Source organism: Ruegeria sp. C9 (genome assembly GCF_056537585.1).
Window position 1 is genome coordinate 776,241 of record NZ_JBQFRU010000001.1, and the last position, 23,144, is coordinate 799,384.

Consider the following 23,144-nt stretch of genomic DNA (forward strand, 5'->3'; position numbering starts at 1 on the left):
CAGGGGCCGCTCCGGACCAAAAACGCCCGCCGAATTGGCGGGCGTTTCGTTTTTCTCAGGATAATCCCAGTTACATCTTGGCCTTTTCTGATTTAAGCGCCAGCCACAGGCAGTAGCACATGATCAGAACCACCAAGGTAAACGGAATTCCAGTCGACACCGCTGCCCCTTGCAAGGCAGAGAGACCTCCGCCCAGCAGCAGTGCGATTGCAACAAGGCCTTCAAGCGTGCACCAGAACACGCGTTGCACAACTGGTGCGTCCATCTTGCCGCCTGCCGTGATCGTATCGATCACCAGCGAGCCCGAATCCGACGATGTCACAAAGAACACCACGATCAGGATCAGCGCGATGGGTGCGATGATGCCGTAGAGCGGAAGTTCCTTCAGGAACCCAAACAGCGCGCCTTCTGGGGCGTAGCTGTCGATCACCGTGGCGCGGACGCCTTCTGCGCCGCCTGCGTTCAGCATGTCGATGGCTGCGCCGCCAAAGGTCGACATCCACAAGGCACATACCGCAGTGGGTGCCAACAAAGCGCAGATCACGAACTCACGCACCGTACGACCTTTGGAAATGCGGGCGATGAACATGCCCACGAAAGGTGACCACGCAATCCACCAGGCCCAGTAGAAGGTTGTCCAGCCGTGGAAGTAGCTGGTGTCTTCCCGACCAAACGGATTGGACAGGGCCGGTAGATGGGTCACGTAATCCACCATCACGTTGAAGTACCGTGCAATGGCAGTTCCGACACCGGTAACTACGATGACGAAGATGAACAGTCCTACGGCCATGATCATGTTGATCTCACTCAACCGTTTGACACCTGCATCCATGCCCATCAGGACCGAGCCCAGTGCGATCATCGTAATGCCTATGATCAGCAGGACGGTGACGGTGGGGCTGGGTTCGATGCCAAAAACCTCATACAGCCCGGCGGCCACCTGTTGTGCGCCCAAACCCAATGATGTGGTCAGGCCGAAGAGGGTCGCGAATACTGCCAGAGTATCGATGATGTGGCCCCACCAGCCCCAGACGCGCTCGCCCAGGATCGGATAAAAAGCCGAACGCAGGGTCAATGGTAGCCCGAGATTATAGCTGAAGATTGCAAGCGCCAGACCAACGGCCGCATATACCGCCCAGCCTTCGAGACCCCAATGATGGATCGTGCCGACAATGCCGATATATTCGTTACCCGGCACAGCGATATCGATGCCCAGTGGGCGGGCGTTGCCGTCTTCTGCAAAGTTGTAATAGACCGGCTCCATCACGCCGAAGAACAACAGCCCGATGCCGATCCCGGCCGCGAACATCATCGCGATCCATCCGGCGTAGGAATAGTCGGGTTTGGCGTCCTTGCCGCCGATCCGCACCTTGCCCACCGGCAAGATGATCAACACCAGACAGAACAGGGTGATTGCGTCAACCGACAGCACCAGAAACCAGTCAAACGTGCTGGTCAGCCATGGCCGGAGCCAGCCAAAGAACGTGGCTGCGGATTCCTGATTCGCCAGCGCGATCAGGACGAACGCAAAGATCAGGATACTAGAGATCAAAAAGACCGGGTTATGGATGTCCAGACCGAAAGGCCGGACATTGTCCTGTCCAAGCTCATATTCGGTCTCAAAGTCATAAATCCGGGGATCCGGATCCAGCATTTTCTTGGTTTGTGCCATGCGTCTGCCCTTCTGTTCGCTACGTGCAAACGCCAAGGTATTCGACCGGCGGACGGAGGTGATATTCGTATTCCCTTGGCGCGTTTCCGTCGTTTCGACCGCAGGTATGGTGGTTTCAGCCTATACGGATACTAAATTTTCACCAAATATATTCGATTTCGCGAATAGTTAGGCGGTGGGAGCGACCGAATTAGCTTTCAGAGCTGCAAATATCCTGTTATTCAACCAAATGGTTGACTGAAGCAGAAAAGGCATGTAATTCATCCAAATGGTTGAACGAGAGAATCGCTATGACCTAAGCGCTATATTGAAGGCCGCGTCCGACCCAACCCGCCGCGTCATCCTAACGATGCTCGCGCAGCAGGGCCCCTTGCGGGTGACGGATATTGCACGGCAATTCGATATGAGCCTCAACTCGGTGTCCAAGCACATCAAGGTGCTCGAGAATGCCGGGCTGGTGCGGCGTCGGACGGAATGGCGCGAGCATCTGATCGAGGTGCAGATGGCCCCCTTGTCAGCCGTGGATGACTGGTTCGCCGGGCTGCGTTCGATCTGGGCGCTTCGGCTGGACGCCTTGGAAACTGCTTTGGAGGACCCAGAAGATGACGGAACTGTCCCTTGAAATAACCCGCGCCATTCCGCACCCGCCGGAAAAGGTGTTTGATGCTTGGCTAGACCCGGAAATGCTGGCCAAGTTCATGCTGCCCGGTCCCAACATGTCAGTGCCCGAAGCTTATTCTGACGCCAAGGTAGGGGGCCGGTTCAAGATCATCATGCGCGCGCCCGAGGCCGGGGACCTGCCGCATGAGGGCGAATACAAAGTGATCGACCGGCCCAATCGGCTGCAATTTACTTGGAACTCTCCTTACAGTCAGGACGATTCCACCGTGACGCTGGATTTCACTCCAACCGATAAGGGCACGGAATTGCGCCTGCATCACATCCGTTTCCCTTCGCAAGAAAGCCGCAACAATCACGAAGGTGGCTGGACCCGAATCCTTGAGACGCTGGAGGGTGCGCTGTGATCAACTGGCTCGCCCTTGGCGTGGGTGTGATCGCCGCCTTTCTGCTGGGCTGGCTGGTCTACGGACCCGTCGGCTTTCAGAAACGCTGGGCCGAGGGAACACGGATCGACCCCACCCCGCCCGAATCTCCACCCCTGCCGCAGATGGCGGCCCAGATCGTTTTCCTGATCCTGCTAGCCGCTGTGATCGCGGTGACCGAGACCAACAACAGCCTTGGCGTTGCGGTGCTGGCGATCCTCGCAGTGGCTGCTCAGGCCGCATCGGTCGGGGCATGGGCGCAGAAAAGCGGCTTCGCCATCGCAGTCGACACCGGATATGCGCTGGGCTGCGGCGTGGTGATGATATTGGCGCACGCTATCCTTTGATACATCGGCCCCTGCCCAGCTTGGGCGGGGGTTAGGCAATCCCCTGCCCCCCAAAAACTCCCGACTTTCCAAAGCTTGCAAACTGATGTATGGGCCTGTCATCTGAGACGTTGTGCCCTGACCCCGGCACTCGAATGGAAGATAAAGTGGGGTCGGCGGCAATGGGGCCGCCATGCAAACCGGAGACCCGCAGGGGCGGGAGTGCTCCGTTCTAGGATACGCATATGTTTGATGTAACAAAGAAATCGATTCAGTGGGGCGAAGAGACGCTGACACTGGAAACCGGCAAGGTTGCCCGTCAGGCCGACGGCAGCGTGATTGCCACGCTGGGCGAAACCAGCGTGATGGCAAACGTGACCTTTGCCCGTGCTCAAAAGCCCGGTCAGGATTTTTTCCCGCTGACCGTACACTATCAAGAAAAATACTATGCCGCCGGTAAGGTTCCGGGTGGCTTCTTCAAGCGCGAAGCACGCCCGACCGAGAAAGAGACGCTGACCGCGCGTCTGATCGACCGTCCGATCCGCCCGCTGTTTGTTGACGGCTTCAAAAACGAAGTTCTGGTGATGTGCACCGTGCTGTCCCACGATCTGGTCAACGACCCCGACATCGTTGCGATGATCGCGGCATCCGCTGCTCTGACCATTTCCGGCGCGCCGTTCATGGGTCCGATCGCCGGTGCCCGCGTTGGTTTCGAGGATGGCGAATACGTTCTGAACCCGACCGTCGACGACATGCAGGACCTGCGCCTGAACCCTGAACAGCGTCTGGACCTGGTTGTTGCCGGTACCAAAGACGCCGTGATGATGGTGGAATCGGAAGCTTACGAACTGTCCGAGGCGGAAATGCTGGGCGCGGTAAACTTCGCGCATGAGCAAATTCAGCCCGTGATCGACCTGATCATCTCGCTGGCCGAAGAAGCCGCGAAAGAGCCGTTCGAATTCGTCGCCCCCGATTACTCGGAGCTGTCCGCCGCTGTTTCGGCTGCCGGTGAAGAGAAGATGCGCGCCGCGTTCGCGATCACCGACAAGCAAGAGCGCACCGCCGCTGTTGCCGCGGCCCGTGAAGCGATCAAGGAAGCGCTGACCGAAGAGCAGCTGGAAGACGGCAACCTCGGTTCCGCAATGAAGAAGCTGGAAGCAGGCATACTGCGCGGTGACGTCGTCAAAGGCGGCAGGCGTATCGACGGTCGTTCGACCACCGATATCCGTTCGATCGTCGCAGAAACCTCGATGCTGCCGCGTACACACGGTTCTGCCCTTTTCACCCGTGGTGAGACTCAGGCATTGGCCGTGACCACGCTGGGCACCGGTGACGACGAACAGTTCATCGACGCGCTACACGGCAACTTCAAATCGAACTTCCTGCTGCACTACAACTTCCCTCCCTACTCGGTGGGTGAAGTTGGCCGCGTGGGTGGTCCGGGCCGTCGTGAGATCGGCCACGGCAAGCTGGCATGGCGTGCCCTGCAGGCGGTTCTGCCTGCAGCGACCGACTTCCCCTACACGATCCGCATCGTGTCGGAGATCACCGAATCCAACGGCTCGTCCTCGATGGCGTCGGTTTGCGGTGGTTCGCTTTCGATGATGGATGCGGGCGTTCCGCTGAAAGCACCGGTTGCCGGTGTGGCCATGGGTCTGATCCTGGAAGATGACGGCAACTATGCCATCCTGTCGGACATTCTGGGTGACGAAGACCACCTTGGCGACATGGACTTCAAAGTGGCTGGCACCGAAAACGGCATCACCTCGCTGCAGATGGACATCAAGGTTGCGGGCATCACGCCTGAGATCATGGAGAAAGCCCTGGCGCAAGCCAAGGACGGCCGGATGCACATTCTGGGTGAGATGGGCAAAGCCCTGTCCGAGACCAACGAATTCTCGGTCCACGCCCCGCGCATCGAGACCATGAACATCCCCACCGACAAGATCCGTGAAGTGATCGGTTCGGGCGGTAAGGTCATCCGCGAGATCGTCGAGGTTTCGGGTGCCAAGGTCGACATCAATGACGACGGCGTCATCAAGATCGCGTCGCCCGACGGTGAATCGATCAAGAAGGCCTATGAGATGATCCACTCGATCGTTGCTGAGCCGGAAGAGGGCCAGATCTACACCGGTAAAGTGGTCAAGATCGTCGACTTCGGTGCCTTCGTGAACTTCTTTGGCAAGCGCGACGGACTGGTACACGTGTCCCAGATCGAAAACCGCCGCCTGAACCATCCGTCGGATGTTCTGAAAGAAGGTCAGGAAGTAAAGGTCAAGCTTCTGGGCTTTGACGATCGCGGCAAGGTGCGCCTGTCGATGAAAGTTGTCGATCAGGAAACCGGCGAAGAGATCGTTCCCGAGAAGAAAGAAAAGAAAGAGGAAAGCGCAGAGTAATCTGCCTCTTTTGCAAGAACGAAGGCCCCGGTAATCTGCCGGGGCCTTTTTCTTTGGGCGAATGTCGAGTGCCGAAGCGATACTGTGGAATGTGCCGATCATCAGCTGGTGCTGGGGTAGGCTTCAATTTAGATGAGGATACAGTTTTAATCGCTGAGTGCATTGCCCTGAAACAGAGCCTCGCAACCACTTAAAACGTTGGCTTTACAGCCCCGAGGCATCTACTTGGGCGTTCTTTTCTACTCATTGCCGATAAATGAATGAATTTACGACGATATCCGATCGTTTCTTGGTTTATTTCTTTTCTTCGATCAAAAGCTCTTCTATGAGCGCGCCTAACAGTTGCGTCCTCGATTTGACCTTAGCTTTTTTGTAGATTGAATTGTTCTGGGACTTGATTGTTCCCTCGCTGGTCTCGCGCAGTTTAGCTATTTCTGCGAGGGACAGGCCCTTTACGGTGAGCAGTGCAACATCTCGTTCCGCAGCACTAAGGCCCCAACGGTCGAACTGTAGTTCCAGCATTCGAAAAAACTCGCCTTGAGCCTTTCGCAGGTTCTGTTTGACTTCTTGGTGACGTCGCAAAAACAGCCTGTGGCTTTGCCAAATCAAAAGCCCCCCAAGAATAAACCCAAATAGGGTGATGAGAGCCGTGATTTCATGGACCACCCAACTCGCGGAAAAAATGTAGTATCCTGTTATTTCGCCAATCAATTCGATCACGAACGTCAAAGCAGAGATCGCATATACAGCGATCCCCGCTTTGAACATGGCTTCTTTTTTAAACCATTTGTTCAAACCCCAATCTCGCTTGGGCTCAAGTTGGAAGCTGAATTAATCATCGTCGCCTTCGTCATCCCCTTCGCCATCGTCACCTTCACCGTCGCGCTCGCCATCGTCGCCTTCGCTATCGCGTTCGCCGTCATCGCCTTCGCTATCGCGTTCGCCGTCATCGCCTTCGCTGTCGCGCTCGCCATCGTCGCCCTCGCTGTCGCGCTCACCATCGTCGCCTTCGCTGTCGCGCTCACCATCGTCGCCTTCGCTGTCGCGCTCACCATCGTCGCCTTCGCTATCGTTTTCCCCATCGCCTTCGTCATCGTCACCTTCGTCATCAAATCCTTCGTCGTCATCTTCGTCATCAAAATCTTCGTCGTCATCTTCCTCATCGTCGAACTCATCGTCTCGCTCTGAACGATCCCGAACGATGGTTCCGTCTTTCCCCAGCACCACTTCTCTCTCGATTCCAGGTCCAGTCGCTTCAAAGCGAAGGTTCCCAAACAGCGTGTTGGTTATTTCGATTCGTTGGAAACCTTGTTCTGTGAGTTCGTCGATGATGTCTTGCTTGGTGGTTTGCGAAAGCGCCGTGGTGGCCATCAGAACGAAAGTTGATGTCAGACCGATAGTTTTCTTGTTCATGTTCCCATCCTCAAAGGAATTGCCAATTGAACTAAAACATCGGCGCTTTGCGATGGGAATATAACTTAGGTTGGTTAGGCCAGACTTGAACCAAAGAACTATATCCTCAACGGTACTGGGTAATGCGCGCAATGTACGGGAACGTGGATTTGGAAAGCGCCGAAAAATTTTTCAGGAGCAAATTCCTGAATTTGATCTCGGACCGATCTGAATTTACAGCCATGTAGTTTTTGAAGGTGACACCGAGGATATGCCCGAAGCCAAGAAATTCGAAAAGCTCTTCTCTACTCCAATGATGCGATTTGTGGTGCCTAACAGTGCAGCGCTTAATGCGGCGATTCTGTTTGAGGCCGAAAAGATGCGTGAGGAAGACGAGGGTACCTCAAAATCCAATCGCGGCGGATGGCACTCAAACGGAAACCTCTTTGATCGCGATACGCCCGCTATTCAGAATTTGCGAGACGCGGCCGAAGATGCGGTGTTTCAAATAACACGAAAGGTCTCAGACAAGGTTGAACTGGATAAACTTCGCCTGAAACTGTTCGGGTGGATAAACGACAATCCTTCCGGCGGGTACAATGCGCCGCATACTCATCCCGGCGCGCATTGGTCTGGAGTGTACTATGTTTCTCAACCCGAGATCGAAGAAGGTTCGTCTGGAATGATTGAGTTTCTCGACCCTCGAAACGAGTTGCCTCACTGGCGCATACTTCAGGCGAGTGCGTTTCGGAACAAAAAGAAGCTGCGCCCGGCAGCCGGCGAAATGATCCTTTTTCCATCCTATCTGACTCATTGGGTCCACCCAAACCAAAGTAAAGAAAGCCGCGTCACGGTTGCCTTCAACGCAACCTTTCGACGTCCAAAATCGGATCCCAGTTGATCGCCTCGAGATACGCAGCCTCTGTGGTATCGAACATCATGGCAATGTTTCGCCTGGTCAGCGCAGTCAGCGCGGCTTTCAGTTTCCATCAGAAGATACAATCCTTTGGCAGCGAGACCGCGTTCAACTGACGTATCCGATCCCAACCACCGCCTCGGCAGGCGTGCACACAGTCGATCCAACCATAGCCAATCTGCCTTTTTCGATCAGTGCCGCTTTCGAGCCCTGCGCGTCACGGTAAACGATATGTTAACACTTCTAAGTTGAGTTAGCTCAAAGTTAAGGAAATCCAAATCATCTGGGACGTCGCCGCGCTTTGGCCTCTATCACCATCTTTGAGATCGACGGAGATCCGTTTGGCAACCCCAGTGTGACGGTGACCCAGGGGTTTCAGGTCACCATTACTGATGATGATAATTTTCTCGAAAATCCGGACAACAACGGCAGCCAACAGTTCGATACCCTCCCAATCCCCGGGCTGAACAACTCCGGCAGCTTTCAGATATTTGAAGGCTACAGCGCGACGGTCGGAGTTGCACCAGTCACCTACACACTGCTGCAATTCTCAGGTACGCAATACATCGTTGTGACCTCGGGAAACGTTGCTGTTAACGATGTACTGACAGGCAACTCACTGGCCCAGGGTACTGCACCTGCGGTCGAATATGACAACCTTCCCAGCTTTGTCTGCTTTACTTCGGGGTCACATATTCTGACACCATCGGGCCAGCGTCTGATCGAAGAAGTCAAAGCAGGCGATCATGTGATCACCGCAGATGGCACCGGTCGGGCCGTGCGCTGGGTGGGTCGGCGACGGATGAGTGAGGCGGATCTGAGACAGACCCCTAAGCATTGCCCGATCCGGATCAGTGCGGGCAGTCTTGGGCCGCAGACACCATCGCGAGATCTGCTGCTGTCACCTCAGCATCGGGTTGTCGTGTCCTCACCTGCATTGGAATTGCATCATAGTCACCCGATGATGTTGGCGACGGCCAAGTCTCTGCTCAACGGCAAGTCTATCACGCAAGTACCGCCAAGCGGGGGCGTCGAGTACATTCACATTCTATTCGACCAGCATGAGCTGGTGAATGTCGAAGGATTGTGGTCGGAATCGTTTTATCCCGGCGGATATACGCTGGACGCGATGAGCAGTGCAGTGAAGGAGGAACTATTCGAGCTGTTCCCTGAGCTTCATTCCGACACAGGCGGCTATGGTGATACGGTGCTGCCGGTTCTGAAACCGTACGAAGTGCAGATGCTGCGCCCGGAGCTATCTGCCCCTTGCGGCGCAACCTCGGCGTTTGCGCATTAGAAAAAGCCGGGGGCTTTCGCCCCCTGCCCGTTGATCCGATTACGACGGCGCTTTGGTTTTGCGCAGATAGGGGAAGATCGTCTCGAACTCGCCGAACTTCTCTTTTGCCTCATCGTTGGAGACCGCAGGTGGAATGATCACATCCTCACCCGGCACCCAATTTGCGGGGGTTGCCACGCCCTTGGCGCTCATCTGCAGGCCATCCAGCGCACGCAGAATCTCGGCAAAGTTGCGGCCCACGGTCATCGGGTAGGTCATGGACAGTTTCAACTGCTTATCGGGTCCGATGATAAAGACAGAGCGTACAGTTGCGCTGTCGGCAGGCGTGCGGCCGTCGGGCAGATAGGCCTCGGCCGGCAGCATGTCGAAGGCTTTGGAAACAGCCAGACCGTCATCGGCGATGATCGGGAAGCCGGGGTTGGCGTTGCCATAGGCCTCGATATCTTTTTTCCACTTCTTATGATCTTCGACACCATCGACCGACACGCCGATCACTTTGGTGTTCCGCGCCGCCCATTCATCGTTCAGCTGCGCAACTGCCGAAAACTCGGTCGTGCAAACAGGAGTGAAGTCCTTGGGGTGTGAGAACAGGATGGCCCAGCTATCGCCAATCCAGTCATGAAACTGGACGGTGCCCTGATCTGTCTCTGCGGTGAAATTCGGGACCGTATCATTGATGCGCAAACCCATTGGGAAACTCCTTTCCTGTGAAAAATCGCGAGTCGATTGCTGCCAACCTAATCACTTTGCGCAGAGGTTAAACCATTCATGTTGCGCTGTCAGAAGATTCAGTAGGTAGATAATTTGATCAAATTATGTTTTACCCTTGCCCGACACCCGGGTGGGTGACAGAGTGCGAATGAAAACCGACCGTTCGGTCGATTGATTCCTGATCCGGAGGATGAGCCATGATCGAAAAACGCGATTTCTATATCAACGGCAAATGGGTCGCCCCATCAGAGCCGAATGATTTCGAAGTGATCGACCCGTCGACCGAAGAACCATGCGCGGTGATCTCATTGGGGTCAGAGGCTGACACTAACGCAGCGGTCGCCGCGGCCAAAGCTGCTCTGCCTGGTTGGATGGCAACCCCGGTGGACGAGCGCATCGCTTTGGTAGAGAAACTGGTCGATATTTACGCCACCCGCTCAGAGGATCTGGCCCAGGCGATGTCGATGGAGATGGGTGCACCGATCGAAATGGCGCGCAGCCAGCAATCGGGCGCGGGGATCTATCACCTGAAAAACTTCATCCGTGCCGCCAAGGCGTTCCAATTCGAACGTCCGTTGGGCGATCATGCGCCGAATGACCGGATCATCTATGAAGCGGTGGGTGTGGCAGCCCTGATCACCCCATGGAATTGGCCGATGAATCAGGTCACGCTCAAAGTCGGGGCCGCCGCGATTGCGGGCTGCACGATGGTGCTGAAACCGTCCGAGCAAAGCCCGCTGAACGCGATGATCTTTGCTGAGATGATGGATGAGGCTGGTTTCCCGGCTGGTGTTTTCAACCTGGTAAATGGCGATGGCGTGGGCGTGGGCTCTCAGCTCTCGGGGCACGCAGATGTTGATATGGTCAGCTTCACCGGTTCGACCCGCGCGGGCACGGCGATTTCCAAGAATGCGGCGGATACACTGAAGAAAGTGCATCTGGAACTGGGCGGCAAAGGGGCCAATGTGGTCTTCGCCGATGCCGACGAAAAGGCGGTGAAACGCGGCGTCCTGCACATGATGAACAATACCGGTCAAAGCTGTAACGCGCCCAGCCGGATGCTGGTGCAGCGTCCGATCTATGATCAGGCGGTTGAGACAGCCGCCGAAGTGGCAAACAAGGTCACCGTCGGCAGTGCCACCGAGGAAGGCCGACATATCGGACCGGTGGTGAACGAAGTGCAGTGGACCAAAATTCAGGACCTGATCCAGAAAGGAATTGATGAGGGCGCGCGTCTGGTGGCAGGCGGTACCGGTCGCCCTGAGGGACTGAACAAGGGCTACTATGTGCGTCCTACGGTCTTTGCAGATGCCAACAACCAGATGACCATCGCGCGCGAGGAGATTTTTGGCCCGGTTCTGACCATGATCCCCTTCGACACCGAAGAAGAAGCCATCGAGATTGCCAATGACACACCTTACGGGCTGACCAACTATGTTCAGACCCAAGATGGTGCACGCGCCAACCGAATGGCTCGCGTCTTGCGCTCGGGCATGGTTGAGATGAACGGCCAGTCGCGCAGCGCTGGGTCCCCGTTTGGTGGGATGAAACAGTCCGGCAATGGCCGCGAAGGCGGGGTTTGGGGCTTGGAGGACTTCCTTGAGGTCAAGGCCGTTGGCGGTTGGGCCGCCGAATAGTCAATCTTGGTGCTATCAAAATGTGAGGCACCCTAAGGGTGCCTCGCTTTGTTTCTTAGGCAGGTCGGACGATAAGCTGCGGCTCTCCGTCCGACGTGTGGCGGGTGGATCGACCATCCCAGCCAATCTCACCTGTCACCCGCTGGCGAAGGGACGAAAAACTGTCGAACCGGACCACATCTACGGGCACGTCGAACTGCAGGGTCACCCGGCGATGTCCGCCATCCCCGATCTGGGTCAGACCGCGGATTTCGGCGGTGAAGGGCTGACCCAGATATCGGCCCTCAACCCGGTCACCAACGCGCAACTGCACTCGATTTCCTGCCATCGCGTGCAACGTGTTCCAATCCCGCGCACCGAGTTGATGCGCCAACAGTTCCAGCGCCTCGCTATGCGATAGCTTCACTCCGGCGTCCTGCAGGCGTTTGCGCAGGCGTTTTGCCTGCTCTTTCAGCTCCGCAACCGGAGCGATGTTCTGAATATGTGTCATGGTGTGCCTCGTTTCCTGAAACGGGCGCGAAATCTGGACGGGGTTCGCATTGCCATCCGCGCGCCTGGAAAGGGCAACAGATGTGATTCAATCGGGTTTCACCAAAGCCTAAGGCCGCGAACGGCAGGGGACCCGAACCTGCCGTGCATATGGCAACGACGCGCCAGAATGTCAATCAGGCGTCGGCCTGCGCCGCCTCATAGGCCAGCATGGCGCGCTTGACGGGCAATCCCCAGTGGTAGCCACCCAGGCCGCCCGATTTGCGTAAGGCACGGTGGCAGGGGATCAGCCAACTGACCGGGTTGCGCCCAACTGCGGTGCCCACGGCGCGCACCGCTTGGGGTGAGCCGACCCGCTGCGCGATCTCGGAATAGGTGGTGACCTGCCCCGAAGGGATGTGCATCAGCGCTTCCCATACCTTGATCTGCAGTGGTGAGCCGATCAGGTAGAGCGGGGTCGGCTCCAACCGGTCGCTGGCCGCACCGAAGGCGCTGAGCACCCAAGGCCGCAGGCGAATCGGGTCCTCGACAAAATCAGCATTGGGCCAACGAGAGATCATGTCTTCCATCGCCGCCTCCTCGCCTGTCTCGGCCCCAAAGGCGATTCCACAGACTCCCTTGTCAGTTCCCATAACCAGCGCAGGGCCAAAGGGGCACTCGAACCAGCCCCAGTAGATCGTGAGACCTGCGCCTTTGCGGGCATATTCACCGGGGCTCATGCATTCCCATTTCAGGAACAGGTCATGAAGCCGCCCACTGCCGGACAGCCCCACATTATGAGCGGTTTCCAGCGTGGTGAAACGCTCGTGCAACAGAGCTTTGGCATGGCCGAGAGTCAGGTATTGCTGGTATCGCTTCGGAGAGACCCCGGTCCAGCGTGAGAACAGACGCTGAAAATGGGCAGGGCTCATATCCATCTGGCGAGCCAACTCATCAAGACTGAGACTCTCTCCGCCTTGATCGATCAATTCGATCGCGCGCCGCATGACGTTATAATGATATCCGCTTTCTGCTGTCTGGACGTTCATCGGTCACCTCATCAGTTACAGGAACAGTAACTTGCCCCTGTCGATCTTGCGACCCGGAACCTGCGCTTTATCTTGTCAACTGAGTTGACGAATCAATTCGATTTCTCCTACCATTCAGGTATGGGACACAGGTTGGATCAGCTTTATCAGGCAGTTCAGGCCACCCGGCCTTTGCTGCGGAACATCACGGCAGCGGTTGAGCAGGGCAGCCAGCGCAAAGGCGTGACCGTCGGGCAACGTGCCCTTTTGGAAGGTCTGTCGCTATCTCCCGGCGCGACAGCCCCGGTGCTATGCACCGAGCTGCAGCTGAAACGACAATATGTCTCGCGCATCTTAAAAGAGCTGATGGGCGCACAGCTGATCGAAAGCCAGCCCAATCCCAAACGTGCAGGCACCTACTGCTACCGGCTGACCCCAGCGGGCGAAGAGACGATCACGGCTATCAGAGCGGATGAGATGGCCAAGCTGACACGCTTTGCACAGGATTTTTCTGCGTCAGAGCTTGCCGCCTATCACAAGGTTCAGCTGGCCCTGACCCGCTATTTCGCAGAACTCGCCAAGGAGGCCTGATATGACCGTCCTTTGGATAATGGCAGCAAGCATCATGATCGCCGTGTTGTACATCCTCTTGCAAATCCGAAAGATTGGCACTCCGACAACCGGACCCAAAATAGACCTGGCATCGCGGCCTGAAACGGCGCTGCTGGTGATCGATATGCAAACAGATTTTACCTCGATACCCACCTGGGATGACGCGCAAATTGAGGGTGCCTTGTCGACGATCCGGTCAACGACGGACAGCGCCCGCCAGTCTGACTGGTCCGTGATTGCCATCCGTCATGAATTCAAGGGACGGCTGGCGAACTTGCTGAACGGGTGGTTCAATAAGGGGCGCGGCAACGCAGGTTCCGACGGAGTTGGGTTGGATCCGCGCCTTGCGCTGAATCCCGATGCCGAGTTTGTAAAATCCGTAGGTGACGCCTTTTCTTCGCCGGGCTTTGAACGGTTCCTGCAAGACAATCGGATCGGAACGCTGGTTCTGACAGGGTTGGACGGGTGTCATTGCGTGAATAAGACCGCGCAGGGCGCGCTCAATCGAGGATACCGGGTTCAGATCAATTCGGCAGCCGTTCTGGCGGCTGATCCGAACCGGTGGCAGGGGATCAGGGATCAACTTGCAACGGCGGGGGTGGATTTCCGACTGCAGAAGTGAGGCATAGGGATAAATCGACCAAGACCCGCGCCTGGGCAAAACCAAAACGCACCTTTTCAATTGCGACCGCTTGTCTGGCAGGGCATTAAGGCTCGGATGGCCAAACAACTCGGATACCACAAGATCCGCGAGATCTTTACGCGTTTTCACGACGCCGACCCTGAACCCAAGGGCGAGTTGGAGCATGTAAACGTCTATACTCTGGTCGTTGCCGTCGCACTGTCAGCGCAGGCGACCGATGCCGGCGTCAACAAGGCTACGCGCGCGCTATTCAAGATCGCCGACACGCCGCAGAAGATGCTGGATCTGGGCGAAGAAGGTCTGATCGAACACATCAAGACCATCGGCCTGTTCCGCCAGAAGGCCAAGAACGTAATCAAGCTGAGTCGCATTCTGGTCGAAGACTATGGCGGTGAGGTGCCCAACTCCCGCGCGGCGCTTCAATCGCTACCGGGTGTGGGGCGCAAGACAGCCAATGTTGTCCTAAACATGTGGTGGCGATATCCGGCGCAGGCCGTGGACACGCATATCTTTCGCGTCGGCAACCGCACCGGCATCTGCCCGGGCAAGAATGTGGACGCCGTCGAACGCGCCATCGAAGACAACATACCGACCGACTTTCAGCTGCATGCGCATCACTGGCTGATCCTGCATGGCCGCTATCACTGCAAGGCACGCAAACCGCAGTGCCCTACCTGTATCATCCGCGATCTCTGCGAATTTGAGGACAAGACTCTATGAAAACCTACCAACTGACCGGCATCGGAAACGCCGTTGTGGACGTGATTTCCCAAGCCGATGACAGTTTCCTTGAGCTGATGGGCATCGAAAAGGGCATCATGCAGCTGATCGAACAGGAACGCGGCGAGGTACTGTACGCCTCGATGGAAGGCCGGGTGCAGACTCCGGGTGGCTCGGTTGCCAATACCATTGCGGGTGCGGGTGCACTGGGTCTGGATTCGGCGTTTATCGGGCGGGTGCATGATGATGCGCTGGGCCGTTTCTATGCCGATGCGATGAACGAAGACGGGGTGGATTTTGTGAACCCGCCGGTGCCGGGGGGCGAGCTGCCAACCTCGCGTTCGATGATCTTTGTCTCACCGGATGGCGAGCGGTCGATGAACACCTATCTGGGTATTTCGTCCGAGCTGTCTTCTCGGGATGTCTCGGAAGACGTCGCGGGCAACAGCCAGATCATGTTCCTCGAGGGCTATCTGTTCGACAAGGAAAAGGGCAAAGCCGCGTTCCTTGAAGCCGCGCGCAACTGCCATAAGGGTGGCGGCAAGGCGGGCATCGCCATTTCTGACCCGTTCTGTGTAGAACGGCACCGGGTCGATTTCCTGCTGCTGATCGAGAATGAGCTGGATTTTGTAATCGGCAACGAGGCCGAGATCAAATCGCTGTTCGAAACCGACGATCTTGAGGAGGCGCTGGCGAAAACGGCCGAGATTTGCCCTCTGGTCGTTTGCACCCGGTCGGGCGACGGGGTGACTGTTCTGAACGGCAACGCGCGCATCGATGTACCGGTTGAAAAGGTCGTACCCGTGGACGCGACCGGCGCGGGCGATCAATTCGCCGCCGGATTCCTGTTCGGCATGGCGACGGGCCGCGATTACGAGACCTGCGCAAAAATTGGCAACGTCTGCGCACGCGAAGTCATCAGCCATATCGGCCCCCGGCCCGAGGCGAATATGCAGGAATTGCTGCGGGCTGAGGGATTGCTCTGATCCCGCGAAACGCAACGTAACGCTGGTGCGTCACATTTCGGGATGGCTACCCTTTTTTTTGGATGTAAGGGGGGAGCCAATTCATGTTAGGCAGAGCACTCAGGATCACCGCAGGAACATTGGCGTTGGGGCTTGTGGCCGGCGTTGGGTACCTGCTGATCTCTCCGCCCGACCTGTTGCGAGTCGGGACCAACTATTCGGCCAAGATCGTCTGTTCTAACGTGTTCATCGCCGGGCGGGATGCGCAGGAGATACTGGCGGTTGATGTGCAGGCGCCCGGGCATCCGTTGCTGAAACACGTCTCGGTCTCGGTTGACCCCGAGGCGCAATCAGTATCTGCAAAGCTACTCGGGATCTTCGCCCCTGCGACCAGCCAATATCGCGAGGGGCTTGGATGTGCGAATACGCATGAGGCCCAACCGGTCAACGCCCAGCTAAACACTCTGCCCGCGCTGTCTGATGCACTTTGGCCGGAAGGCACCACCGTGGCCCCAGCGCAGAACTCCAAATTGGCAATGGTTCTGTCGGACCCGACCATTCTGGGAAAGGGCTTCCGCGCCGTAGTTGTGGTGCATGATGGCCGGATCATTGGTGAGGCTTATGCGGATGGGTTCGACGAAAATACCCCTCTTCTGGGCTGGTCAATGACCAAAACCATAACCTCTGGATTGATTGGAACGCTGATAAAATCCGGTCAGATGAAGTTGACGGATACACTGGTCGATTCATTTCCCGATTGGGCAGAGGACAACCGGCAGCACATTACCGTCGAGGATATGTTGACCATGTCAAGCGGCCTGCGATGGAACGAAGGCTATGGTGACGTCTCGGACGTGACTCGGATGTTATATCTGAGCGACGACATGGCGGGGTTTGTCACTTCGCTTGAGGCCGAGGCTGAGCCAAATACTGAATTCAACTATTCGTCGGGCACATCCACCGTCTTGGCGCGGGTCTGGCAGGATCAGGTCAAAGATGACAGCTTGTCCTATCCGCAGCGCGCACTCCTGCTGCCACTGGGCATGACCTCGGCCATACTTGAAACTGATGTTTCTGACACCTTTGTCGGCTCAAGCTATATGTACGCCACAGCGCGGGATTGGGCACGATATGGGCAATTCCTGCTGCAGGGCGGCACATGGGACGGGCAGCAAATTCTGCCCGAAGGGTTCACTGACTGGATGTTCGAACCGGTTGCTGTCTCGGGCGGGGCATATGCCAAAGGTCACTTGTGGCGCGACGTGCCGGGTGGAGAACCCCCGTTCGAAGATGCGGTCTGGATGGCCGGACATGATGGGCAATCGGTCGGGATATTCCCTTCGCGTGATTTGGTGATCGTGCGATTGGGGCTTACACCGTCCGATACCGGTTATTCCCCGCTGCCGCTGGCCAAAGCGGTGATTACGGCGCTTGGTTCCTAACCCGAACTACCCGAGATGCGGCTGAAACGCAGAAAGCACCTGCTGGTAGACGTCCTTTTTGAACGGCACGATCTCATCGACCAGCCGCGTCGTGGTCTGCCATTTCCAGTGGGTGAACTCGGGGTGCTCGGTTGCGATATCGATCTGATCATCCCGGCCTAAGAACCGCATCAGGTACCACTTCTGCTCCTGTCCGCGATACCGGCCCTTCCAGATTTTCGGCACAATGTCATGCGGTAGGTCATAGGGCAGCCAGCCGTCGGTCTCGGCGATGATGTCGACCAGATCGCTGGTTACACCAGTTTCTTCCCAAAGCTCGCGCAGGGCCGCATCGCGCGGGTCTTCGCCCTTGTCCACGCCGCCCTGCGGCATCTGCCAGGCGTCCTTGTGACGATCATTGCGCTGACCGACAAAGATTTTCCCCTCGGCATTCATCAACATCAGTCCCACGCAGGGGCGATAGGGCAGTTTGGCGATTTCATCAGGGGTCATGCGCGGCCTCGTGATTAAGCTTTGCTGCGTCTCTAGCAAGCGCCGCAGTAAAGGCAAAGGGAATGACGTTAGGTTTCGCGTGACAAAGGTGACGCGAAGGTCAATCTGACGGTCAAAGTCGGGAGGGAGAGTTTGCCATGACTGCGTACCCAAACATGTTGGCCCCGCTGGATCTGGGTTTTACCACGTTGAAGAACCGCGTGCTGATGGGCTCGATGCATACCGGTCTGGAAGAGACCGGCGACTGGATCCGTGTCGCCGAGTTCTACGCGGATCGCGCGCGCGGTGGTGTTGCTTTGATGGTGACCGGTGGGATTGGCCCGAACCTTGAGGGCTCGGTGCTGCCCGGGGCCTCGATGATGACCAATGATGAAGAGGTGGCGAACCATTCCATTGTGACCAAACGTGTGCATGAGGCAGGCGGCAAGATCGCGATGCAGATTCTGCATGCGGGGCGCTATGCCTATGGTCCGAAATGCGTGGCCCCCAGCCCGGTGAAATCCCCAATTTCTCCGTTTCCGCCGCATGAGTTGGACGAAGAGGGTATCGAGAAGCAAATCAGCGACATCGTCAACGCGGCTGTTCTGGCCCAGAAGGCGGGCTATGACGGGGTCGAGATCATGGGCTCCGAGGGGTATTTCCTGAACCAGTTCCTCGTGACCCACACCAACAAGCGCGAGGATCGCTGGGGTGGGTCATACGAGAACAGGATGCGTCTGCCTATCGAGGTGGTGCGCCGCACGCGGGAAGCCGTGGGGAGCGATTTCATCATCATCTATCGCCTTTCGATGATTGATCTTGTGCCCAATGGGTCGACCCATGACGAAGTCGTTGAACTTGCGCAGCGGATTGAGCAGGCCGGGGCAACGATCATCAACACCGGTATCGGTTGGCATGAGGCGCGGATTCCGACGATTGCCACCAGCGTTCCCCGTGCAGCGTTTGCGTGGGTTACCAAGAAGCTGATGGGTAAAGTCGGGATTCCGGTGATCACCTCGAACCGGATCAACACGCCTGAGGTTGCCGAAGAAGTTCTGTCGACCGGTTGCGCCGATATGGTGTCTCTGGCGCGGCCGATGCTGGCCGATGCGGATTTCGTGAACAAGGCGATTGCGGATGAGGCCGCGAAGATCGCGCCGTGTATCGCATGCAATCAGGCCTGTCTGGACCACACTTTCAGCGGCAAGCTGACCTCATGCCTGGTCAATCCGCGCGCCTGTCATGAGACCGAATTGGTGATCGGCAAGGCCGAGACACGCAAGACAGTGGCCGTTGTCGGCGCTGGCCCTGCAGGTTTGTCCACAGCGATGACAGCTGCCCAGCGCGGCCATGATGTAACCCTGTTTGATCGCGCCGCCGAGATAGGCGGGCAGTTGAACATGGCCAAACAGGTGCCAGGGAAAGAAGAGTTCTGGGGACTGGTCGACTGGTATCGTACCATGATGGACGACCTAGGCGTGACGGTCGAACTGAACCGCGAAGTCAGCGTAGATGATCTGACCGGTTATGATGAGGTGGTCATCGCCACCGGTGTCACTCCACGTGATCCGCAGATACCCGGGCAGGAACGGGACAATGTGCTCAGCTACATCGACGTGCTGCGCGACAAGGCCGAGGTCGGCAGCACCGTCGCCGTGATCGGGGCCGGAGGCATCGGGTTCGACGTCTCCGAATTCCTGCTGGAAGACGGTCACAGCCCAACCACGGACCTTCCATTGTGGATGAAGGAATGGGGCGTGACCGACCCCGCAGAACACCGCTCGGGCCTGGCCCCCGAGGGCCCGCAGCCCGAAGCACCAGCACGGCAGGTCACGCTGCTGCAGCGCAAGGCGCAGCGTCACGGCAAGGGGCTAGGAAAGACAACGGGCTGGATCCACCGCGCGACATTAAAGATGAAGGACGTCAGTTTCGTTGGTGGTGTGAATTATGAGCGCATCGACGAGGACGGCCTGCATGTCAGCTTTGGTGAAACCCGCGATGATCCAACCGTGATCGCAGCCGAGTCGATCGTCCTATGTGCCGGGCAGGTCTCGGACCGGTCGCTGGCGGATGAGCTGATCGAACGTGGAATCGCCTGCCATGTGATTGGTGGCGCAGATGTGGCAGCTGAGCTGGACGCCAAACGTGCGATCAATCAGGGCACACGTCTGGCGGCAGCGTTCTGACGTTGTAATGCCAGTGCGCTGGAGAAAGCCGCCCCGGAAGAGGCGGCTTTTTTCGTTTTCCTTGACTCAATTGTTATCAATATACATATGTACCACTTGAGTCAGAAAATAGAACGCACCCAAACAGGAATTCGAATCGAGAAGCGGCTTCTGAAAGTTCTCAAAGGGCTGGCAGAATCGCTGGACATGACCCTTGGCGACCTGATTGAGGGCATCGCGCTGCACAGCTTTGAGAACAAGCCAGCCTTCTCTGAAGAGACGCTGAAGAAGATCAAACAACTCAAAAGTGTCTACGACTTCGATTGGACAGCTGAAGACAGCCACCGTTTCAAGGAGGATGAAGAATGAGCGCATCGCGATACGCCGACGTCACCATCGCATTTGAAGCACACGCAATCGACAACGCAACGTTCGGACACGCCGAACATGTGCAAGTCGCTTATGACCTGCTACGCAAGTATGATTTCATCGATGCCGCAGCGATCTACGCCAAGGGAATTCGCACGTTAGCAGCGAACGCAGGCGCACCGAACAAGTTCAATCTGACAATCACCTACGCATTCATGAGCCTGATCGCAGAGCGGCTGGCCAACACGCAAGCTACTGACTTTAAGAGTTTCGCACAGGAAAATTCCGACCTGATGGCCAAGTCAGTACTCAACCAATGGTATTCTGCGGAACGTCTCAACACGCAGCTTGCCCGCGATATATTCCTGCTGCCTGCCGCCGCATAATCGCGTTTTGCGGCGGAGGTGAATTGTTACTCCATTGTGATCGTAATCACCTCGGACACAATGGGCGTCGCATGAGGGACGTGGCCTGCATCCCCAAGCACCAGCTGCAAAGTATGCTCACCCGGAGCAAGTTCCAAAGTCACCTCAGTCTGACCGCCACCGAAATGAATGTGATTGTCGTCTGCGGGCAGACCGTATGACAGTTCGTCCGCACCGTCTTCTCCCTGCCCAAGTGGTGGGCGATCAATCAGGAGGTGATGGTGCCCTGTATTTTCCTTCTCGGTTCCTGCAGGGGCAACGCCCATGCCGCTGAGGCCAAAGACTACGGTCACAGGTGATTGCACGGTGTCCCCGTCAGACAAGTTCACGAAATAGACCTTCGCATCTGGATTCGATGGTGTTTCCCCCCCGGCCCACACGAGGCTGGCGGTCAGACACAGGGTAATGACAGCAAATAGGGCTTTCATAGTCTCCTCCGTGGTCACAAAAATGCCATTCTCATCATAGCACGATTGGAAAAAAGTCCAGAAAACGGGGTTTTGCATCGAAAGGCATGGTCCGCGGCATTTAGGCCCGGGCGTTTCCTAGTTGCAAACGATCCGATTCAAAACCCTGATATTATCCCATGTCTGCCCAGTTCTTGCCCAGATTGATCGCGATAAAGAGACAACGAACGGAAGACCTGGGGAACGAGAATGGATCGACTAACTGAAATGGAGGCCTTTTCCAACGTGGTGGACCAGGGTGGTTTCACCGACGCGGCCAAGAAAATGGGCATCTCCAAATCAGCCGTGTCTAAACACGTCTCGAGCCTCGAGGCGCGGTTGGGGGCAAGGCTATTGAACCGGACAACGCGCCGGGTTTCGCCAACCGAGATCGGGTTGGCCTATTATGATCGCGCCCGTCGCGTGCTGAACGACGCAGGCGAAGCGGATGCGCTGGTGACTTCGATGCAATCTGCGCCTTCTGGTCTGCTGCGGATCTCTGTGGCAACAGATTTTGGCGTCAATCACCTGTCGCCGGTCCTGTCGGACTTCCTGTCGGCCTATCCGGACATCACCGTGAACATGGTTCTGAACAACCGCTATGTTGAGCTGATTTCCGAAGGCTTTGACGTGGCCGTGCGCATTGGCGAGCTGGAAGACAGCACGCTGCGCGCCCGTAAGCTGACCGAAACAGTGAAACGCATGGTCGCGTCGCCGAGATATATCGAGCAGTTCGGACGCCCGCAGAAGATCGACGATCTGAACGAACACAAACTGCTGCATTACTCCAGCCAATCCTCGGGCAGCGTGTGGAAGCTGACGGCGCCTTCGGGCGAGAAGCGTCAGGTCCGCACTGCTGGCTGGCTGAGCGTGAATGACGGGCAGTCGCTGCTGAACGCCGCGATCTCGGGGCTTGGGATCGCGCATCTGCCCAGCTATCTATATGCCGAAGCACTGAAATCGGGCGAGGTGGTAGACGCCATGCCATCGCTACCGGATGAGGTTCAGGGCGTCTATGCGGTCTACCCGCCGGGCCGGTTCACCCAGCCCAAGGTGCGGGCGTTCATTGATTTTCTTGTCGAGTCCTTTGCTGAAAAGGGTCCGATGGATTGGTAGAATTCTCCCTGTGGCACCTAAACGGCCCGTGCTGAATGGCACGGGTCTTTTTTTGTCTAGCGATGCATCAGTTAGTCTCTGGTGATACGGCCCGCTGATACAGGTGCCACGTGGTATGGCCCAGGATCGGCAGCGTGAAAATCAGCCCCAGAAACGCCGGAACCAGCGACAACAGCATGGTGACCGAGATGATCGCCGCCCAACTGAGCATTACCACCGGGCTTTCAGCGACCACGCGAATGGACGTGAGCATGGCGGAAACAAAGTTGGTTTCCCGATCCAGAAGCATGGGCATGGCCACCACAGTCACCGAGAACAGGACCGCCGACAAAAAAGCGCCGATACAGGTGCCGACCGCCAGAAAGGTCCAGCCTTGCGGTGTGAAGAAGATGGTGTTCATGAACCCTTCGAAATCCGAGAAGGACGCCTTTTGCAGGATGATCGCCAGCCAAAGGCGGATTTGGTAGGTCCATACCCAGAAAATGAACAGGGTGACAAAGGCCATCCAACCCATCTCGCGCTTGCGTTGATGGGCCATGACGCTGAGGATTTCGGACCAACCGAAGCTTTCTCCTTTCTGCATCCTACGGGACATTTCATAAAGCCCGGCGGCCGCAAATGGGGCAACCAGCGGAAAGCCTACGGCGGCAGGAATGATCATCCAGATCTTGCCAAGCCCGACCAGGCACCAAACGAACAGGATGCCGAAAACCGCGTAGAACAGGCCGAAAAAGCCGCTCATGACCGGGTGTGCGAGGAAGTCGGAAAACCCGGCCTTCAGCGATGCGGTAATATCCTCGGCCGTCAGCCTGTTAACCTCGGGCATGGATTGCTGTGGGACCGTGTTATCCGGCGGAGTGGTATCTTCGGTTTTGGATGCCATG

General features: G+C 56.9%; 25 protein-coding genes. 16 read left to right on the forward strand and 9 right to left on the reverse strand.

Annotated elements, in window-relative coordinates; genetic code table 11:
• Positions 1-70: 70 nt before the first annotated feature.
• Entirely contained in the window at positions 71-1,672 is a 1,602-nt protein-coding gene (locus ACR0NE_RS03485) for a BCCT family transporter (protein WP_170513982.1), read from the reverse strand.
• A 268-nt stretch (positions 1,673-1,940) separates the two neighbouring features.
• Here ACR0NE_RS03485 and ACR0NE_RS03490 point away from each other — a divergent pair, with 268 nt between their 5' ends.
• The 4 genes from ACR0NE_RS03490 (at position 1,941) to pnp (ending at position 5,437) form a co-directional block, all read left to right on the forward strand.
• Positions 1,941-2,294: an ArsR/SmtB family transcription factor gene (locus ACR0NE_RS03490; RefSeq protein WP_170426150.1), complete on the forward strand. Its 354-nt coding sequence runs from the start codon at positions 1,941-1,943 to the stop codon at positions 2,292-2,294.
• A complete protein-coding gene (locus tag ACR0NE_RS03495) occupies positions 2,275-2,697 on the forward strand; it encodes an SRPBCC family protein (protein WP_170566946.1) in 423 nt (140 codons plus the stop codon). The genes ACR0NE_RS03490 and ACR0NE_RS03495 overlap by 20 nt, the downstream gene beginning before the upstream one ends.
• Positions 2,694-3,062 (forward strand): DUF1761 family protein, encoded by a 369-nt coding sequence (locus ACR0NE_RS03500; RefSeq protein ID WP_170513987.1) that lies wholly within the window; start codon positions 2,694-2,696, stop codon positions 3,060-3,062. The genes ACR0NE_RS03495 and ACR0NE_RS03500 overlap by 4 nt, the downstream gene beginning before the upstream one ends.
• 224 nt (positions 3,063-3,286) lie before the next feature.
• On the forward strand, positions 3,287-5,437 hold the full coding sequence (pnp, locus tag ACR0NE_RS03505; RefSeq protein WP_170598392.1) for a polyribonucleotide nucleotidyltransferase: 2,151 nt from the start codon (positions 3,287-3,289) through the stop codon (positions 5,435-5,437).
• Positions 5,438-5,731: 294 nt separating this feature from the next.
• On the opposite strand, the gene ACR0NE_RS03510 is transcribed toward pnp, so the two are convergent.
• Together ACR0NE_RS03510 and ACR0NE_RS03515 are read right to left on the reverse strand one after the other, a co-directional pair.
• Positions 5,732-6,232, reverse strand: a complete 501-nt coding sequence (locus ACR0NE_RS03510; RefSeq protein ID WP_170394711.1) for a helix-turn-helix transcriptional regulator — start codon at positions 6,230-6,232, stop codon at positions 5,732-5,734.
• A gap of 36 nt (positions 6,233-6,268) precedes the next feature.
• Positions 6,269-6,850 (reverse strand): hypothetical protein, encoded by a 582-nt coding sequence (locus tag ACR0NE_RS03515; RefSeq protein WP_170598389.1) that lies wholly within the window; start codon positions 6,848-6,850, stop codon positions 6,269-6,271.
• A 250-nt stretch (positions 6,851-7,100) separates the two neighbouring features.
• On the opposite strand from ACR0NE_RS03515, the gene ACR0NE_RS03520 reads away from it, so the two are divergent.
• Positions 7,101-7,730 (forward strand): TIGR02466 family protein, encoded by a 630-nt coding sequence (locus ACR0NE_RS03520; protein ID WP_170598387.1) that lies wholly within the window; start codon positions 7,101-7,103, stop codon positions 7,728-7,730.
• 316 nt (positions 7,731-8,046) lie between these two features.
• The gene (locus ACR0NE_RS03525) at positions 8,047-9,042 is read left to right on the forward strand and encodes a Hint domain-containing protein (protein WP_170598384.1); all 996 of its coding nucleotides are present in this window, start codon (positions 8,047-8,049) and stop codon (positions 9,040-9,042) included.
• Between the two features lie 39 nt (positions 9,043-9,081).
• On the opposite strand, the gene ACR0NE_RS03530 is transcribed toward ACR0NE_RS03525, so the two are convergent.
• Entirely contained in the window at positions 9,082-9,732 is a 651-nt protein-coding gene (locus tag ACR0NE_RS03530) for a peroxiredoxin (protein WP_170408508.1), read from the reverse strand.
• A gap of 218 nt (positions 9,733-9,950) precedes the next feature.
• Here ACR0NE_RS03530 and ACR0NE_RS03535 point away from each other — a divergent pair, with 218 nt between their 5' ends.
• The gene (locus ACR0NE_RS03535) at positions 9,951-11,390 is read left to right on the forward strand and encodes an aldehyde dehydrogenase family protein (RefSeq protein WP_170598381.1); all 1,440 of its coding nucleotides are present in this window, start codon (positions 9,951-9,953) and stop codon (positions 11,388-11,390) included.
• A 55-nt stretch (positions 11,391-11,445) separates the two neighbouring features.
• Here the strand turns inward: ACR0NE_RS03535 and ACR0NE_RS03540 are convergent, their stop codons facing one another.
• The gene (locus tag ACR0NE_RS03540) at positions 11,446-11,880 is read right to left on the reverse strand and encodes a glyoxalase superfamily protein (RefSeq protein ID WP_170598378.1); all 435 of its coding nucleotides are present in this window, start codon (positions 11,878-11,880) and stop codon (positions 11,446-11,448) included.
• Positions 11,881-12,055: 175 nt separating this feature from the next.
• Positions 12,056-12,907 (reverse strand): bifunctional helix-turn-helix domain-containing protein/methylated-DNA--[protein]-cysteine S-methyltransferase, encoded by an 852-nt coding sequence (locus ACR0NE_RS03545; protein ID WP_170598375.1) that lies wholly within the window; start codon positions 12,905-12,907, stop codon positions 12,056-12,058.
• A 120-nt stretch (positions 12,908-13,027) separates the two neighbouring features.
• On the opposite strand from ACR0NE_RS03545, the gene ACR0NE_RS03550 reads away from it, so the two are divergent.
• From ACR0NE_RS03550 to ACR0NE_RS03570, 5 genes are all read left to right on the forward strand, one after another.
• Positions 13,028-13,477: a MarR family winged helix-turn-helix transcriptional regulator gene (locus ACR0NE_RS03550; RefSeq protein WP_170598372.1), complete on the forward strand. Its 450-nt coding sequence runs from the start codon at positions 13,028-13,030 to the stop codon at positions 13,475-13,477.
• A gap of 1 nt (position 13,478) precedes the next feature.
• Positions 13,479-14,120: a cysteine hydrolase family protein gene (locus ACR0NE_RS03555; RefSeq protein WP_170598369.1), complete on the forward strand. Its 642-nt coding sequence runs from the start codon at positions 13,479-13,481 to the stop codon at positions 14,118-14,120.
• Positions 14,121-14,216: 96 nt separating this feature from the next.
• The gene (nth, locus tag ACR0NE_RS03560) at positions 14,217-14,861 is read left to right on the forward strand and encodes an endonuclease III (protein WP_170598366.1); all 645 of its coding nucleotides are present in this window, start codon (positions 14,217-14,219) and stop codon (positions 14,859-14,861) included.
• Positions 14,858-15,847, forward strand: a complete 990-nt coding sequence (locus tag ACR0NE_RS03565) for an adenosine kinase (RefSeq protein WP_170466608.1) — start codon at positions 14,858-14,860, stop codon at positions 15,845-15,847. Before nth ends, ACR0NE_RS03565 begins: the two co-directional genes overlap by 4 nt.
• An 83-nt stretch (positions 15,848-15,930) precedes the next feature.
• Positions 15,931-17,268: a serine hydrolase domain-containing protein gene (locus ACR0NE_RS03570; RefSeq protein ID WP_170598363.1), complete on the forward strand. Its 1,338-nt coding sequence runs from the start codon at positions 15,931-15,933 to the stop codon at positions 17,266-17,268.
• Between the two features lie 6 nt (positions 17,269-17,274).
• Here ACR0NE_RS03570 and ACR0NE_RS03575 read toward each other — a convergent pair whose 3' ends face one another.
• The gene (locus ACR0NE_RS03575) at positions 17,275-17,760 is read right to left on the reverse strand and encodes an RNA pyrophosphohydrolase (protein WP_170598361.1); all 486 of its coding nucleotides are present in this window, start codon (positions 17,758-17,760) and stop codon (positions 17,275-17,277) included.
• Positions 17,761-17,897: 137 nt separating this feature from the next.
• Here ACR0NE_RS03575 and ACR0NE_RS03580 point away from each other — a divergent pair, with 137 nt between their 5' ends.
• The 3 genes from ACR0NE_RS03580 (at position 17,898) to ACR0NE_RS03590 (ending at position 20,659) form a co-directional block, all read left to right on the forward strand.
• Positions 17,898-19,925, forward strand: a complete 2,028-nt coding sequence (locus ACR0NE_RS03580; RefSeq protein WP_170598359.1) for an NADPH-dependent 2,4-dienoyl-CoA reductase — start codon at positions 17,898-17,900, stop codon at positions 19,923-19,925.
• A gap of 96 nt (positions 19,926-20,021) precedes the next feature.
• Entirely contained in the window at positions 20,022-20,273 is a 252-nt protein-coding gene (locus ACR0NE_RS03585) for a hypothetical protein (protein ID WP_170394756.1), read from the forward strand.
• On the forward strand, positions 20,270-20,659 hold the full coding sequence (locus ACR0NE_RS03590) for a hypothetical protein (protein WP_170598355.1): 390 nt from the start codon (positions 20,270-20,272) through the stop codon (positions 20,657-20,659). The genes ACR0NE_RS03585 and ACR0NE_RS03590 overlap by 4 nt, the downstream gene beginning before the upstream one ends.
• Before the next feature lie 26 nt (positions 20,660-20,685).
• Here ACR0NE_RS03590 and ACR0NE_RS03595 read toward each other — a convergent pair whose 3' ends face one another.
• Positions 20,686-21,126, reverse strand: coding sequence for a DUF4399 domain-containing protein (locus tag ACR0NE_RS03595; RefSeq protein WP_170598353.1), 441 nt, complete (start codon positions 21,124-21,126; stop codon positions 20,686-20,688).
• Positions 21,127-21,354: 228 nt separating this feature from the next.
• Between ACR0NE_RS03595 and ACR0NE_RS03600 the strand changes: the two genes are divergently transcribed.
• Entirely contained in the window at positions 21,355-22,260 is a 906-nt protein-coding gene (locus tag ACR0NE_RS03600) for a LysR family transcriptional regulator (RefSeq protein WP_170394766.1), read from the forward strand.
• A 67-nt stretch (positions 22,261-22,327) separates the two neighbouring features.
• On the opposite strand, the gene ACR0NE_RS03605 is transcribed toward ACR0NE_RS03600, so the two are convergent.
• Positions 22,328-23,143: a DUF2189 domain-containing protein gene (locus ACR0NE_RS03605; RefSeq protein WP_170514036.1), complete on the reverse strand. Its 816-nt coding sequence runs from the start codon at positions 23,141-23,143 to the stop codon at positions 22,328-22,330.
• Between the last annotated feature and the right edge of the window lies 1 nt (position 23,144).